The organism is Actinocatenispora sera (assembly GCF_018324685.1).
Taxonomy (GTDB): domain Bacteria; phylum Actinomycetota; class Actinomycetes; order Mycobacteriales; family Micromonosporaceae; genus Actinocatenispora; species Actinocatenispora sera.
This window is the reverse complement of sequence record NZ_AP023354.1, coordinates 2,046,443-2,061,179: the sequence shown is the minus strand read 5'-3', so window position 1 is coordinate 2,061,179 and position 14,737 is coordinate 2,046,443. Positions and strand designations below refer to the sequence as shown.

Genomic DNA, 14,737 nt, shown 5'->3' with positions numbered 1-14,737 from the left:
TCATTCCTCCTTGCCGCCGGAGGCGGCTGAACCAGTACCGGCCGAACCCGTGCCGGACGTGCCGGCCGGGTCACCGCCGCCGGGCGCATCGCCGGTACCGCTGCGGGCCCCGACCGTGGCCGCCTCGCGCTGCGCCTCGATGCGCTTGAGGTGCGGGTTGGGCGGCACGACCAGGTCGACCGGTGGCGTCGGGTAGCCGCCGACGCCGGTGTCGACCTTGCGTTTGGCCTGCGTCTTGTCGTCCTTTTCCTTCTCCGGCCAGAGCAGCACCAGGAGCAGCAGGGTGACCACGATCCCGGCCAGCACCAGCCAGCGGGTCTGGTCGTAGTTGCGGGCGGTGAGCCGCAGCCCGGCGAGGATCAGGATCCACACCAGGTTGACCGGCATCAGGACCTTCCAGCCCAGCGCCATCAGCTGGTCGTAGCGCACCCGGGGCAGCGTCGCCCGGATCCACACCAGAACGCCCATGAAGATGATCGTCTTGGCCAGGAACCAGACGATGGTGATCCAGCCGGAGTTCGCGCCGTCCCACAGCGAGATCGGCCACGGTGCGCGCCAGCCGCCGAAGAACAGCGTCACGCACAGCGCCGAGATCGTCACCATCGCGATGTACTCGGCCAGGTAGAACATCGCGAACTTGAACGACGAGTACTCGGTGAGGTAGCCACCGGTCAGCTCCGACTCGCCTTCCGGCAGGTCGAACGGGGTCCGGTTGCCCTCACCGAGCGCCGAGATGAAGTAGATGATGAAGCTCGGCAGCAACGGGATGAAGTACCAGGTCTTGAGCTGGCCGTTGACGATCTCCGAGGTGGACATCGAGTGCGCGGTCATGAACACCGCGACCATCGACAGCCCCATCGCGACCTCGTACGAGATCATCTGCGCCGCAGCGCGCATCCCGCCGAGCAGCGGCCAGCTGGTGCCGGAGGCCCAGCCGGCGAGCACCGTGCCGTACACCGCCATCGACGACGCGGCGAGCACCACCAGTACCGCCACCGGCACGTCGCCGACCTGCAGCATCGTGGTGTGCCCGAACAGGCTCACCTGGGCGCCGATCGGGATCACCGCGAACGAGATGAACGCGACCGCGCCGGAGATCACCGGCGCGATGAAGTAGACCGGCTTGTCGGCCAGCGCCGGGATGATCTCTTCCTTGAGCGCCAGCTTCAGGCCGTCGAACAGCGACTGCAGCCAGCCGAAGCCGCGCGCCTTCCGGTTCGGCCCGGGGCGCACCTGGAACGCGCCGATCACCTTGCGCTCGAAGACGACCGCGAACAGGGTCAGCAGCAACAGCAGCACGAACGCGGCGACGACCTTGATCAGGACGATCCACCAGACGTCGTGCCCGAACCCAGCGGGCTGCCCCGCCTCGGCCAGCCGTACGAGGCCGGAGGTGTTCACTGGTCCTCCTCTGTGGACTGCGCGTGCCGGGCTCCGTGCCCTGCGCCGTCGCCGGTACTGCGCCCTGCGCCGTCGCCGTGCCCAGCGCCGTCGGCGGCATGCCGCGCGCCGCCGTCGGTACGGATCGAGACCACCGCGCCGGCGTCGGTACCGAGGGTGCGGCGGACGGTGCTGCCCGCCGAGTTCGTCGGCAGCCAGACCACCCGGTCGGGCATCGCGCTGATCCGCAGCGGCAGCGTGATCGCGCCGCGCTCGGTCGAGATGGTGACCTGCGCGCCGTCCTGCGCACCGATCTCCGCCGCGGTCGCCGCGGACAGCCGCACCACCGCGGGCCGGGCCGTACCGGCCAGGAACTCCGCGTTGTCCTGCAGGCTGCCCAGGTCGAGCAGGTGGTGCCAGCTGGCGAGCACGGCCTGCCCGGCGCCGGGCTTCGGCAGCTCGGCGGCCGGGTAGCTCGGCGGCGTCGGCCGGACCTCGTGTGCCGGCAGACCGGCCAGCTCGGCCCGAATCCGGCGCGGGTCCCCGGTACCGAGGGCGATGCCCATCTCGTCGGCGATCGAGTTCAGCACCCGGGCGTCGGCCATCGCGCCGGTGGACAGCACGGTGTCGAAGATCCGCAGGCGGCCCTCCCAGTTCAGGAAGGAGCCGGCCTTCTCGACGACCGGCGCGACCGGCAGCACCACGTTCGCGTGCTGCGGCACCCAGCCGTCCCGCAGTTCCAGCGAGACCAGGAAGCCGACCGCGTCCATCGCCTGCTCGGCGGCGGCCGGGTCGGGCAGGTCGCCCGGGTCCACGCCGCCGACGACCAGCCCGGCCAGCTGCCCGGTGGCCGCCGCGACCAGCATCTCCGCGGTGTCGCGGCCCGGCGCGGACGGCAGCGAGTCGACCCCCCAGTACGAGGCGAGCTGGACCCGGCCGCTCAGATCCGAGACCGGACGCGCGCCCGGCAGCAGCGTCGGCAGGCAGCCGGCGTCGACCGCGCCGCGGTCACCGGCCCGGCGCGGCACCCAGGCCAGCCGGGCGCCGGTGGTGTCGGCCAGCAGTGCCGCCGCGGACAGCCCGCCGGGCACCGCCGCCAGCCGCTCACCGACCAGGATGATCGCCCCGTCGGTACGCACCGCGGACCGGGCCTGCTCGGCCTCGGGGGACGGCCCGATCGCGTCGCCGGCCAGCGCGGTCAGCAGCTCCGCCTCGCCGCCCGGTACAACCGGCAGCAGCGTGCCGTTGGCCTTGGTCACGCCCGGGCTGGCGAACGGCTGGACCGAGAACAGTCGCAGGCCGTGCTTGCGGTTGCCCTTGCGCAGCCGCAGGAACAGCGACGGCGCCTCCTCCTCGGCCTCCAGGCCGACCATCAGCACCGCCGGCGCCTGCTCGACGTCGGTGTACGTCACGCCGCCGTTGTTCGGGCTGACTCCGGCCGCGTAGTCGGCCAGGAACGCGGTCTCCTCGGCCGAGTGCGGCCGCACCCGGAAGTCCACGTCGTTGGTGTGCAGCGCCACCCGGGCGAACTTCGCGTACGCGTAGGCGTCCTCGACGGTGACCCGACCGCCGGTGAGCACCCCGACGCCGCCGTTGTCGCGGGCGGCGGCCAGCCCCTCGGCGGCGACCGTCAGCGCTTCCGACCAGCTGGTCTCGCGCAGCGTGCCGTCCTCGTCGCGGACCCGCGGGTAGACCAGCCGGTCGCTGCCGTTGGCGTACCGGAAGGCGAACCGGGTCTTGTCGCTGATCCACTCCTCGTTGACCGCGCTGTCCTCGCCGGACAGCCGGCGCATCACGCTGCCGCGCCGGTGGTCGACCCGGATCGCGTCGCCGCCGGCGTCGTGCTCGTTGATCGACGGCGTGCTCACCAGGTCGAAGGGCCGGGAGTGGAACCGGTAGTCGGAGCCGGTCAGCGCGCCGACCGGGCAGATCTGGATGGTGTTACCCGAGTAGTACGAGTTGAACGGGTCACCGGCGGTGTTCGTCGCGGCGTGGTCGCCGTCCAGGAACGGCGTGTCGGAGAAGACGCCGATCTGCTCGGCGGCACCGCGCTCCATCAGGTCGATGAACGGGTCGCCGGCGATCTCGTCGGAGAACCGGGTGCAGCGCTGGCACAGCACGCAGCGCTCGCGGTCCAGCAGCACCTGGGTGGAGATCGCGAGCGGGGTCGGATACTTGCGCTTCTCCTCGACGAACCGGGAGTCGGGCCGGCCGGCGCTCATCGCCTGGTTCTGCAGCGGGCATTCGCCGCCCTTGTCGCAGATCGGGCAGTCCAGCGGGTGGTTGATCAGCAGGAACTCCATCTGGCCTGCCTGGGCCTTCTTGGCCACCGGGGAGGTCAGCTGCGTCTTCACCACCATTCCGTCGGTGCAGGTGGTGGTGCAGGAGGTCATCGGCTTGCGCTGCCCCTCCACCTCGACCAGGCACTGCCGGCAGGCGCCCGCCGGTTCGAGCAGCGGGTGGTCGCAGAACCGCGGGATCGCGATGCCCATCCGCTCGGCCGCCCGGATGACCAGGGTGCCCTTCGGCACGGTGGTCTCGATGCCGTCGATGGTGAGCGTGACCGTCTCGACGATCGCGCCGTCCTTCTGCTGCGTGACGGTCATGTCAGTGCGCTCCCACGAGTTCGCGAGCGTCGAGCAACGGCTTCTTACGCCCCTCGATGTAGTCCAGGTAGTCCTGCTTGAAGTACTTGATCGACGAGGTCACCGGGGAGGTGGCGCCGTCGCCCAGTGCGCAGAACGACCGGCCGAGCAGGTTGTCGCAGGCGTCCAGCAGGGTGTCGAGGTCGTCGTAGGTGCCCGCGCCGGACAGGATGCGGCGCAGAATGCGCACCATCCAGTAGTTGCCCTCCCGGCACGGGGTGCACTTGCCGCACGACTCGTGCGCGTAGAACTCGATCCACCGGTACGTGGCGTAGACCGGGCAGTCCTGGTCGGAGAAGATCTGCGTCGCCGTGGTGCCCAGCATCGAGCCCTGCGCAGCCACCGAGTCGAAGTCCAGCGGGACGTCCAGGTGCTCGGCGGTGAACAGCGGCGTCGACGAGCCGCCCGGGGTCCAGAACTTCAGCTCGTGGCCGGGCTGCATCCCGCCGCACAGCTCCAGCAGCTCGCGCAGCGTGATGCCCATCGTGCACTCGTACTGACCCGGGTTGACGACCCGGCCGGACAGCGAGTAGATCATCGGACCGGACGACTTCTCCGTCCCCATCGTCCGCCACCAGTCGACGCCGCCGAGCACGATGTACGGCACCGAGGCGATCGTGCCGACGTTGTTCACCACGGTCGGCGACGAGTAGAGCCCGTGCGTCGCCGGGAACGGCGGCTTCAGCCGCGGCTGACCCCGGAAGCCCTCCAGCGAGTCCAGCAGCGCCGTCTCCTCGCCGCAGATGTACGCGCCGGCGCCGCTGTGCACGACCAGCTCCACGTTGAGGCCGGTACCCAGGATGTTCTTGCCGAGGTAGCCGCGCGCGTACGCCTCGGCGACCGCGTGCCGCAGTCGCCGCGCGGCGTGCACCGCCTCGCCGCGGATGTAGATGTACGCCCGCTCGGCGCGGATCGCGTAGCAGGTGATGACGATGCCCTCGATCAGCGCGTGCGGATCGTTCATCATCATCGGCAGGTCCTTGCAGGTACCCGGCTCGCCCTCGTCGGCGTTGACCACCAGGTAGTGCGGCTTGCCGTCGTTCTGCGGGATGAACGACCACTTCAGCCCGGTCGGGAACCCGGCGCCGCCGCGGCCGCGCAGGCCGGAGTCCTTCACCAGCGCGATCAGGTCGTCCGGGTGCGACTTCAGCGCCTTCTTCAGGCCCAGGTAGCCGTCGAGCTTCTCGTACGTGTTGATCCGCCACGCGTCCGGCGACAGCCAGCGCTTGGTGAGCACCGGGGTGAGCTTCTGCAACACCTCAGGAGAGGGACTCATCCTTACTTGCCCTCCTTGGACGGGATCGGCGTGTTCGGGTCGAAGCCCGGCACCGAGATGTCGTTGTCGGCGGCCAGCCGGATGCCGCGCAGCGTCGGCTCGCCGGTCGCGTTGTCGGCCACCGCACCGGGCCGGCCGTCGCCGTACCCGGCGAGCTGCTCGCCGATGCCGGACAGCCCGGCCGGCTCCGCACCCCGGTCCGGGTGCGGCACCTCGCCGGCCTGCAGCCGCTGCACGATCTCCAGCCCCTTGGCCTCGTCGACGTTGTTGTAGAACTCGTAGTCGACGGTCAGCACCGGCGCGTAGTCGCAGGCGGCCAGGCACTCGGCGTGCTCCAGCGTGATCGTGCCGTCCTCGGTGGTCTCCTCGTGGCCGACCCCGAGATGCTTCGACAATGCCTGGTAGGTCTTGTCGCCGCCCATCATCCCGCACAGCGTGTTGGTGCAGACGCTGACCAGGTGGTTGCCGGTCCGGCCACGCTTGTACATGGTGTAGAAGGTGGCCACCGCGCCGACCTGCGCCCGGGTGATGCCGAGCTGCTCGGCGCAGAATCGGATGCCGTCCGGCGTCACCTTGCCTTCCACCGACTGCACCAGGTGCAGCAGCGGCAGCAGCGCGGAGCGCTCCCGCCCCTCCGGGAAGCGCGCCTTGATCTCGGCCGCGCGACCCCGGTTCTCCTCGGTGTCCAGCTCTTCGTACGACATCAACGATCAACCCCACCCATGACCGGGTCCAGAGAGGCGCCACCGGCGACCACGTCCGCGAGCAGGCCGCCCTCGGAGATCGCGGGCAGCGCCTGCAGGTTCACGAAGCTGGGTTCGCGCAGGTGTACCCGGTAGGGCCGGGTGCCGCCGTCGGACACGGCGTGGCAGCCGATCTCGCCGCGCGGCGACTCGATCGAGGTGTACACCTGGCCGGCCGGTACCCGGAAACCCTCGGTGACCAGCTTGAAGTGGTGGATCAGGGCCTCCATCGACTGGCCCATGATCTTCGCGACGTGGGACAGCGAGTTGCCCATCCCGTCGGTACCGATCGCGAGCTGTGCCGGCCACGCGATCTTCTTGTCCTCGACCATCACCGGGCCCGGCTCGAGCCGGTCCAGCACCTGCTTGATGATCTTCAGCGATTCCTGGCACTCGTGCCAGCGGACCATCCAGCGCCCGTACACGTCGCAGGTGGTCTCGGTCGGTACCTCGAAGTCGAACTCGTCGTAGCCCAGGTAGGGCATGGTCTTGCGCAGGTCCCACGGCAGGCCGGCGGAGCGCAGCACCGGGCCGGTGACGCCCAGCGCGAGGCAGCCCGACACGTCCAGGTAGGCGACGCCCTTGGTCCGGGCGTGCAGCACCGGCTGGCCGTTCATCAGGTTCTCGTACTGCTTGAGCCGCTGCGGCATCACCTTAAGGAACTCGCGGATCGCGTCGATCGCTTCCTGCGTGACGTCCTGCGCGACACCGCCGGGCCGCACGTACGCCATGTTCATCCGCAGCCCGGTGATCAGCTCGAAGATCTCCAGGATCATCTCGCGCTCACGGAACCCGATGATCATCATCGTGGTGGCGCCGAGCTCCATGCCGGTGGTGGCGAACCAGACCAGGTGCGAGGCGATCCGGTTGAGCTCCAGCATCAGCACCCGGATCAGCCGGGCCCGCTCGGTGATCTCGACCCCGAGCAGCCTCTCGACCGCCAGGCAGTACACCGTCTCGTTGGCGATCGGCGACAGGTAGTCGGCGCGGGTGACGAACGTGGAGCCCTGCGTCCAGGTGCGGTACTCCATGTTCTTCTCGATGCCGGTGTGCAGGTAGCCGATCACCGGACGAACGTCGGTGACCGTCTCCCCCTCCATCTCCAGCACGAGCCGCAGCACGCCGTGCGTGGACGGGTGCTGCGGGCCCATGTTGATGACCAGCTTCTCGTGGTGCAGCGGGTCGTCGGAGCCGACGATGGTGTCCCAGTCGCCGCCGGTGACGGTGTAAACCTTGCCCTCGGTGGTGTCCCGCGCGGTCGCCGCGAACGGGTCCTTGGCCGAAGCCCGGCTCGACGTTGAATGCTCGGTCACTTGTACTGCCTCCGCTCGTCCGGCGGTGGGATCTCGGCGCCCTTGTACTCCACCGGAACCCCGCCCAGCGGGTAGTCCTTGCGCTGCGGGTAGCCCTCCCAGTCGTCCGGCATCAGGATCCGGGTCAGGTTGGGGTGGCCGTCGAAGATCACGCCGTACATGTCGTAGGTTTCCCGCTCCTGCCAGTCGGCGGTCGGGTACACCTTCGTCACCGACGGCACGTGCGGGTCGTCGACGCCGACCGCGACCTCGAGCCGCACCCGGCGCCGGAACGTCATCGACAGCAGGTGGTACGTGACGTGCAGCCGCCGCGCCTCACCCAGGTAGTCGGTGCCGGACACGTCGGAGCAGAACTCGTACCGCAGGGCGGGGTCGTCCCGCATGGTCCGGCAGACCTGCGCGATGAACTCGCGCCGGATGTGGATGGTCAGCTCGTCGCGGTCCACGCTCACCATCTCGACCGCCGCGTCGAACTGCGGGAACGCCTCGACCAGCGCATCGACCGTCTCGTCGAAGTACGACCCGTACGGTCGCTCGGCCGGCGCCACGGTCGGGCGGCGGCGCACCAGCCCGCCCATCCCGGACGTGTCGCCCGAGCCGATCACGCCGAACATGCCGTGCTGCACCGGATTGCTGGTCGGCGCGCCACCGCCGGAGACCATCTCGTCCAGGTCGTCGGTGGCCTGCAACCGGTCGATGCTGTCGGTCGGATGCTTGACCGGCAACGGATCCGGCTCGCCGGCCGCCGCGTGGCCCGGGGACACCTTCTCGTCGGCCGGTCCCTCGACAACGTCCTTGCCCTGCGGGAGTCGCTCACCGGCCGGCTTCGCGTCGGCGGACGGCTTGTCCTCCGCAGGATGCGGAAGCTTCTCGTCTGCCACGACTATCCCTTCCACCGGTCGCGCGCGACCGGCGCCTTGTCGTCGTTCTCGTGCATCCAGTTCTCGATCCGCAGCTGCTCCTCGCGGCCCTCGGCCGCGGCAGCGGTCCACTGCCGGCGCTTCGCCTTGTTGTAGCGGTAGCTCGACGGCATGGTGCCCGGGCGGACCGCCGGCGCCGGCTCGGTGAGCGCCTTCTCCGCCAGCTCCAGCCGGCGCTTCTCGCCCAGCGGCTCGTGCATGATCTTCTCGTGCAGCTTGAGGATCGCGTCGAGCAGCATCTCGGGCCGCGGCGGGCAGCCCGGCAGGTACATGTCCACCGGTACGACGTGATCGACGCCCTGCACGATCGCGTAGTTGTTGAACATGCCGCCGGAGCTCGCGCAGACGCCCATCGACAGCACCCACTTCGGGTCGGCCATCTGGTCGTAGATGCGGCGCAGCACCGGGGCCATCTTCTGACTCACCCGACCGGCGACGATCATCAGGTCGGCCTGCCGTGGCGAGGCGCGGAACACCTCCATGCCCCAGCGGCCGGTGTCGTAGCGTGCCGCGCCGGTGGTCATCATCTCGATCGCGCAGCAGGCCAGGCCGAACTGCGCCGGCCACATCGACGACCGGCGTACGACGTTCACCAGCTTCTCGACCGAAACCAGCAGGATGCCGGGCAGGTTTTCCTCTAGGCCCATGTCGTCACGCCCCCCTCAGTCCCAGTCCAGCCCACCGCGGCGCCAGACGTAGGCGTACGCGATGAACACCGTGACGATGAACAGCACCATCTCCACGAAGCCGAAGAAGCCGAGCATGTCGTACGACACGGCCCACGGGTACAGGAAGATGATTTCGATGTCGAAGACGATGAACAGCATCGCCGTGATGTAGTACTTGACCGGGAACCGGCCGGTCGGCGCGGGAGCGGGCTCGATCCCGCACTCGTACGCCTCCATCTTTGCCCGGTTGTAGCGCTTCGGGCCGACGAACGGCGCGATCGTGCAGGAGAAGAGCGCGAACAGGCCGCCGAGGACGAACAGCCCCGCAATCGGCACGTACGGCGCGATCGACATCGCCTTGTCTCCAGTTCCCGGCGCACCGCTGCGGCACACCTATTGCGATCTCTTCAAAACCGACTCACCCTATTGCGGGTCGGCGTCCGCCCTGCTATCGGGGGTGCGCCGGGCCCGCGATCCGGCCCCTACACCGCGGGCGCGACACGGGTCAGCGTGTTGATGATCCGGTCCATCGCGTCACCCCCACGAGGGTCGGTGAGATTTGCCAGCAGTTTGAGTACGAACCGCATCAGCACCGGGTGCGGCATGCCGTGCCGGGTGCAGAGCTTCATCACGTCCGGGTTGCCGATCAGCTTCACGAACCAACCGCCCAGCCGGTAGTAGCCGCCGTACCGGTGGGACAGCTCGCGCGGGTACCACCGCAGCATCCGCTCGCGGGCCGGGCCGGACCGCGCGGACAGCGCCTGCGCGGCGACGTCGGCGGCCAGCTCGCCGGACTCCATCGCGTACGCGATGCCCTCGCCGTTGAACGGGTTGACCATGCCGGCGGTGTCGCCGATCAGCATCACGCCGCGGGTGTAGTGCGGCACCCGGTTGAACCCCATCGGCAGTGCCGCGCCGCGCACCGGCCCGATCGCGTACTGCTCGTCGTTGAGCTGCCACTCGTCCGGGGTACCGGCGAGCCAGTCGGTCAGCATGGTTCGGTAGTTCGCCTGGCCGAAACTGGCCGACGAGTTGAGCACGCCGAGGCCGACGTTGACCCGGCCGTCACCGAGACCGAAGATCCACCCGTACCCGGGCAGCAGGGTGTCGCGGTTCGCGTCCCGGCCGTCCCGCAGCTCCAGCCAGGACTCCAGGTAGTCGTCGTGGGTGCGGGACGGGCTGTCGTAGTAGCGCCGGACCGCGACGCCGATCGGCCGGTCGTCGCGCTTCGCTATGCCCAGCGACAGGGCGAACCGGCCGGACACGCCGTCCGCGGCGATCACCAGCGGGGCGCGGAACTCGACCGGCTTCTTGTCCTTGCCCACCGTCGCGGTCACGCCGACGACCCGGCCGGCGGTGTTGGTGATCGGCCCGGTCACCGTGGTCGAGGTGCGCAGCCGCACGCCGGCACCGACCGCCCGGGCGGACAGGATCTCGTCGAAGTCGAGCCGGGTCCGGGTCAGCCCGAACTCGGGGTAGCTGGCCAGGTCCGGCCAGTCGAGCTGCAGCTTGATGCCGCCGCCGATGACCCGCAGGCCGCGGTTGCGCACCCAGCCCGGCGCGTCGATGTCGACGCCCATCTTGATCAGCTGCTTGACCGAGCGGGGTGTCATCCCGTCGCCGCAGACCTTCTCCCGCGGGAACTCGCTCTTCTCCAGCTGGAGCACGTCGAGGCCGTGCTGCGCCAGGTAGTAGGCGGCGGCCGAGCCGCCCGGGCCGGCACCGACGACGATCACGTCGGCGGAGCCGCCGGTCTCCTCGACGGAGCCGAGCGGCTTCTCCTCGGCGACGGTTGCAGCCGCGGCAGCGGCGTCGGCCGCGGTCGCGGCCGGTGCCGCCTCGTGGCGGGCACTGCCGGCGTCGGTCACGATGACCTCTCAAACGAACGATCGATGGGGGCGATCGGGCCGCTTGTGAAGACTTTCACGAGCGCCGATGCCGAGTCTAGGACGGGCAGCGGGGGCACAGCTGGTTAGGCCTACCTAACTTCGCCCCGGAGCAGCCCGTGGCCACCTTTCCCCCACGAACCGCAGACGAGCATCCGCGTCGATACGACCTGCGGTTCCCCCTCACCATGTCATCACCGGGACGCCGGCCCGCACACGGGTACGGTCCGCCGGCGGTGCCGGACCGTCGCATACCAGCCCGTTACGGCCGGACCGCGCGGTGCAACGTCACGATCCCGTCCAACAGGTTGCGCCACGCGACCTGACCCCAACCCGCGGTACCGATCCGGCGCGCCAGCTCCGCCTGCCCCGGCCAGTCCCGGATCGACTCGGCGAGATAGACGTACGCGTCCGGATTGGACGAGACGCGGCGGGCGACCCGGGGCAACGCCGCCATCAGGTACTCCTCGTACACCAACCGGAACGGAGCGACCGTGGGGTGGCTGAACTCCGCCACCACCAGCCGGCCGCCCGGCCGGGTCACCCGGGCCATCTCGGCCAGCGCCACATCGATGTCGGCGACGTTGCGCAGCCCGTACGAGATGGTCACCGCGTCGAAGCTGTGGTCGGCGAACGGCAGCGACATCGCGTCGCCGGCCACCATCGGCACCGCGCGACCGCGCTGCCGGCCGGCCCGCAGCATGCCCTGCGAGAAGTCCGCCGCCACCACCGTCGCGCCCGACCGGGACAGCTCCACGGTCGACACCCCGGTACCGGCAGCCAGATCGAGGCATCTGTCCCCCGGCCCGAGCCGCAGCGCCCGCCGGGTCACCTGCCGCCACCACCGGTCCAGGCCGAAGGTCATCACGGTGTTGGTCAGGTCGTACCGGTCGGCGACGCCGTCGAACATCGCCGCCACCTCGTGCGGCTGCTTGTCCAGGCCCGCCCGGCCCACGGGAGACTCGATCACGGTGACCACTCTTGCAGACCGCTCCGCCACCCGCCCCGGACGGTCGAACATCGAGTGTCCGGGCGTTCGATCACGGGGCAGTGTGGAGCCCCGCCCGGTGATCGACGCCCGGAAACGGTCCTCAGCGGAGCAGGGACAGGTCGATCGCGTTCGCCATCGCCTGGTACCCGGCGTCGCCGGGGTGCAGGTGGTCGCCGCTGTCGTACGCCGGCAGCAGCCGGCTCGGGTCGCTCGGATCGGCGGTCGCCCGGTCGAAGTCGATCACCGCGTCGAACGCGCCGCTGGTCCGGATCCAGTCGTTGAGCACCTGCCGCTGCCGCTCGCCGAACGCGGTGCCGTAGTCGCCGCCGTACCGCCCGTTCGAGCCGCCGAACGGGGTGAGCGTGGCACCGATGATCCGCACCCCGTGCGCGTGCGCCCGGGCGATCAGCTGCTCGTCCCCGGCGATGAGCTGCTCGGCGGTGGCGCTCGCCGCACCGATGTCGTTGATGCCCTCCAGCACGATCACGTCGCGCACCCCGGCCACCTCGAACACGTCCCGGTCCAGCCGGTGCAGCGCGCTCGGCCCGTACCGCACCGGTATCCGGTCTTCGAGGATCTCGTTGCCGCTGATGCCGGCGTTCGCGACCGACAGGGTCCGGCCGTGCCGCGCGTCGAGCCGGCGGGCCAGGCCGTTGGGCCAGCGGCTGTCGGTGTTGCGGGTGGAGGCGGTGCCGTCGGTGATCGAGTCGCCGAGCGTGACGACCGTACCGGCGACCTGGTGCGCCGCGGTCACGTCGACGGCGTCCAGGAACAGCGAGCAGTCGATGCTCGTGTCGTACCCGGTCGCGCCGGCCGACGTGCGGTCACCGGCGGCGAGGTAGCTGTCCTGCAGGCCGCGCGGGTGCTGAGTGGCCGGCCCGGTGGCGTCCGGCAGGTAGACGCTGACCGCCAGCTGGTGCAGCGCAGGTACCGACAGCCGGACCGGGTCGCTGAGCATCCGCGCGCCGGCCGGGACCGTCACCGAGCGCCGCCCGTGGAAGGTGACGCCGCGCAGGGTGCCGGGCACGGTGTCGGCGCCGGTACCGCGCAGCGCGACGGAGGCGCGCCCGACATGCAGCGGGGTGGTCCCGAACACGTTGGTCAGCCGGATCCGGACCCGGTCGCCGCCGGTGGCGGCGGTCAGCACGTTGCGCACGGTCTGGTCGGTCAGCCCGGTGTAGGCGGGGCAGTCGGCCGCGTCGGTCGACGCCTGGGTCGAGCTCGCCTCCCAGGCCGCCACCCAGTGTGGTCGGGGCGCCGCGTTCGCCGGCGCGGCCACCGCGATCGGGGCCAGCACGGCGGGAACCACGGCAAGGGTTCCGAGCAGGGTACGGATCGCTGTTCTTCGCAGCACGACGGGATCCTCTCGTTATCTTCCGATATCGATAACAAGGGATCATGTCGTTTTGAACATGATCTGTCCAGCGTCAGGCCGCAATCCGGGACCCCGTACCGGCCCCCGTACCGCTCACGTGCCGCTCAGGTGAGCTCGGAGAGGTCGATGGCGTCGCCCATCGCCTGGTAGCCGGCGGTGCCGGGATGCAGGTGGTCACCGCTGTCGTAGGCGGGCAGCATCCGGCTCGGGTCGGCCGGGTCCGCGACCACCCGGTCGAAGTCGACCACCGCGTCGAACGCACCACCGGTACGGATCCAGTCGTTGAGCGCCCGCCGCTGCGCATCCCCGTACGCGGTGCCGTAGTCACCGCCGAACTTCGTGGTGGAGCCGGCGAACGGGGTCAGCGTGGCGCCGACGACCCGGATGCCGCGGGCGTGCGCGGCGGCGACGATTTGCCGGTCCGCGGCGATCAGCTGCGCCGCCGTCGCGCTGTCCGCGCCGATGTCGTTGATCCCCTCCAGCAGGATCATCGTGCGCACCCCGGTCACCCGGAACACGTCCCGGTCCAGCCGGTGCAGCGCGCTCTCGCCGTACTGCACCGGGATCCGGTCGACGAGGACCTCGTTGCCGCTGATCCCGGCGTTCGCGACGGACAGCGTCCGGCCGGGTCGCCCGGCGAGCCGCCGCGCCAGCTCGTCCGGCCAGCTGAAGATCGTGCCGCGCACCGAGGTGGTGCCGTCGGTGATCGAGTCACCCAGCGTCACCACGGTACCCATGGCGCGGCTCGCCGCGGGCCCCATCGCGCCGCCCGCCGCGGGACCCATGGCGCGGCCCGCCGCGGGACCCATGGCGCCGCCCGCCGCGGGGCCGGCGGCCCGGCCGGTCGCCCGGAGCTCGACCCGGTCGGTGAACATCGAGCAGCTCGACACCTGGTACCCGGTGGCCGCCGGGTCGCCGGCCCGATCGCCGCTGGCGAGGTAGGCGCCCGACCGGCCCCACGGGTGCTGGGTGACCGGCCCGGTCGCGTCCGGCAGGTACACGCTGACCGCGAGCTGCTGCAGCGCCGGTACCGCCAGGTCGACCGGGTCGCTGCGCATGCTGGCGCCGGCGGGGATGGTGGCCTCGCGGTGGCCGTGGAAGGTGAGCTGACGCATCGTGCCGGGCACCGCGTCGGCGGCCTCGCCCCGCACCGCCACCGTGGCCCGGCCGACGTGCAGCGGCACCGTGCCAAACCGGTTCGTCACGTCGATGCGTACCTCGCTGCCGCCGGCCGAGACGGTGGTGACGGTACGGACGGTCTGGTCGTGCAGCCCGCTGAACGCCGGGCAACCGCTGGCGTCGCGCGCCGCGGTGGTGGAACTCGCCGACCACCCGGTCACCCAGTGCCGTGCCGCGGCACCCGGCCCGGCCTGCACGGCAAGTCGCGTCGGGCCGCGCTGCCCCGCCGGGGCGCCGGCCCCCTGCCCACCGGCGGCGGCCTGCGCGGCCGCCGGTACCGCCGGGACGACGACGGCGACCGCGAGCACCGCCAGCCCCGCCACCGCCCGCACCGCGAATCGTCCAGCCACGGCCGTCCTCC

The 14,737-nt window shown here is 70.9% G+C and carries 11 protein-coding genes and 1 pseudogene; all 12 read right to left on the bottom strand.

Annotation, left to right across the window (positions count from 1 at the left end):
- The 12 genes and pseudogenes from nuoH to Asera_RS09805 all read right to left on the bottom strand — a co-directional run bounded on the left by nuoH (position 1) and on the right by Asera_RS09805 (position 14,726).
- The gene (nuoH, locus tag Asera_RS09860) at positions 1-1,401 is read right to left on the bottom strand and encodes an NADH-quinone oxidoreductase subunit NuoH (RefSeq protein WP_084131655.1); all 1,401 of its coding nucleotides are present in this window, start codon (positions 1,399-1,401) and stop codon (positions 1-3) included.
- Positions 1,398-3,986, bottom strand: a complete 2,589-nt coding sequence (locus Asera_RS09855) for an NADH-quinone oxidoreductase subunit G (protein ID WP_084131653.1) — start codon at positions 3,984-3,986, stop codon at positions 1,398-1,400. Before Asera_RS09855 ends, nuoH begins: the two co-directional genes overlap by 4 nt.
- A gap of 1 nt (position 3,987) precedes the next feature.
- Positions 3,988-5,301 carry an NADH-quinone oxidoreductase subunit NuoF gene (gene nuoF / locus Asera_RS09850; protein WP_030446646.1) on the bottom strand — a complete coding sequence of 438 codons (1,314 nt, stop codon included), beginning with the start codon at positions 5,299-5,301 and terminating at the stop codon, positions 3,988-3,990.
- Between the two features lie 14 nt (positions 5,302-5,315).
- Positions 5,316-6,005 (bottom strand): annotated as a pseudogene (gene nuoE / locus Asera_RS09845) (NADH-quinone oxidoreductase subunit NuoE); the annotation flags it as partial.
- Positions 6,005-7,357, bottom strand: coding sequence for an NADH-quinone oxidoreductase subunit D (locus Asera_RS09840; RefSeq protein ID WP_030446644.1), 1,353 nt, complete (start codon positions 7,355-7,357; stop codon positions 6,005-6,007). The gene Asera_RS09840 and the pseudogene nuoE, both read right to left, overlap by 1 nt.
- Positions 7,354-8,019, bottom strand: coding sequence for an NADH-quinone oxidoreductase subunit C (locus tag Asera_RS09835; protein WP_084131709.1), 666 nt, complete (start codon positions 8,017-8,019; stop codon positions 7,354-7,356). The genes Asera_RS09840 and Asera_RS09835 overlap by 4 nt, the downstream gene beginning before the upstream one ends.
- A 221-nt stretch (positions 8,020-8,240) precedes the next feature.
- Positions 8,241-8,924 (bottom strand): NuoB/complex I 20 kDa subunit family protein, encoded by a 684-nt coding sequence (locus tag Asera_RS09830; protein WP_030446642.1) that lies wholly within the window; start codon positions 8,922-8,924, stop codon positions 8,241-8,243.
- Between the two features lie 15 nt (positions 8,925-8,939).
- Positions 8,940-9,299, bottom strand: coding sequence for an NADH-quinone oxidoreductase subunit A (locus tag Asera_RS09825; RefSeq protein WP_030446641.1), 360 nt, complete (start codon positions 9,297-9,299; stop codon positions 8,940-8,942).
- Between the two features lie 128 nt (positions 9,300-9,427).
- Positions 9,428-10,681: a geranylgeranyl reductase family protein gene (locus tag Asera_RS09820; protein WP_030446640.1), complete on the bottom strand. Its 1,254-nt coding sequence runs from the start codon at positions 10,679-10,681 to the stop codon at positions 9,428-9,430.
- A 412-nt stretch (positions 10,682-11,093) separates the two neighbouring features.
- Positions 11,094-11,801 (bottom strand): demethylmenaquinone methyltransferase, encoded by a 708-nt coding sequence (locus tag Asera_RS09815; protein WP_425305940.1) that lies wholly within the window; start codon positions 11,799-11,801, stop codon positions 11,094-11,096.
- Positions 11,802-11,922: 121 nt separating this feature from the next.
- Positions 11,923-13,176, bottom strand: coding sequence for an SGNH/GDSL hydrolase family protein (locus Asera_RS09810; RefSeq protein WP_051802323.1), 1,254 nt, complete (start codon positions 13,174-13,176; stop codon positions 11,923-11,925).
- Between the two features lie 125 nt (positions 13,177-13,301).
- Positions 13,302-14,726, bottom strand: coding sequence for an SGNH/GDSL hydrolase family protein (locus Asera_RS09805; protein WP_157034844.1), 1,425 nt, complete (start codon positions 14,724-14,726; stop codon positions 13,302-13,304).
- Positions 14,727-14,737: the final 11 nt, after the last annotated feature.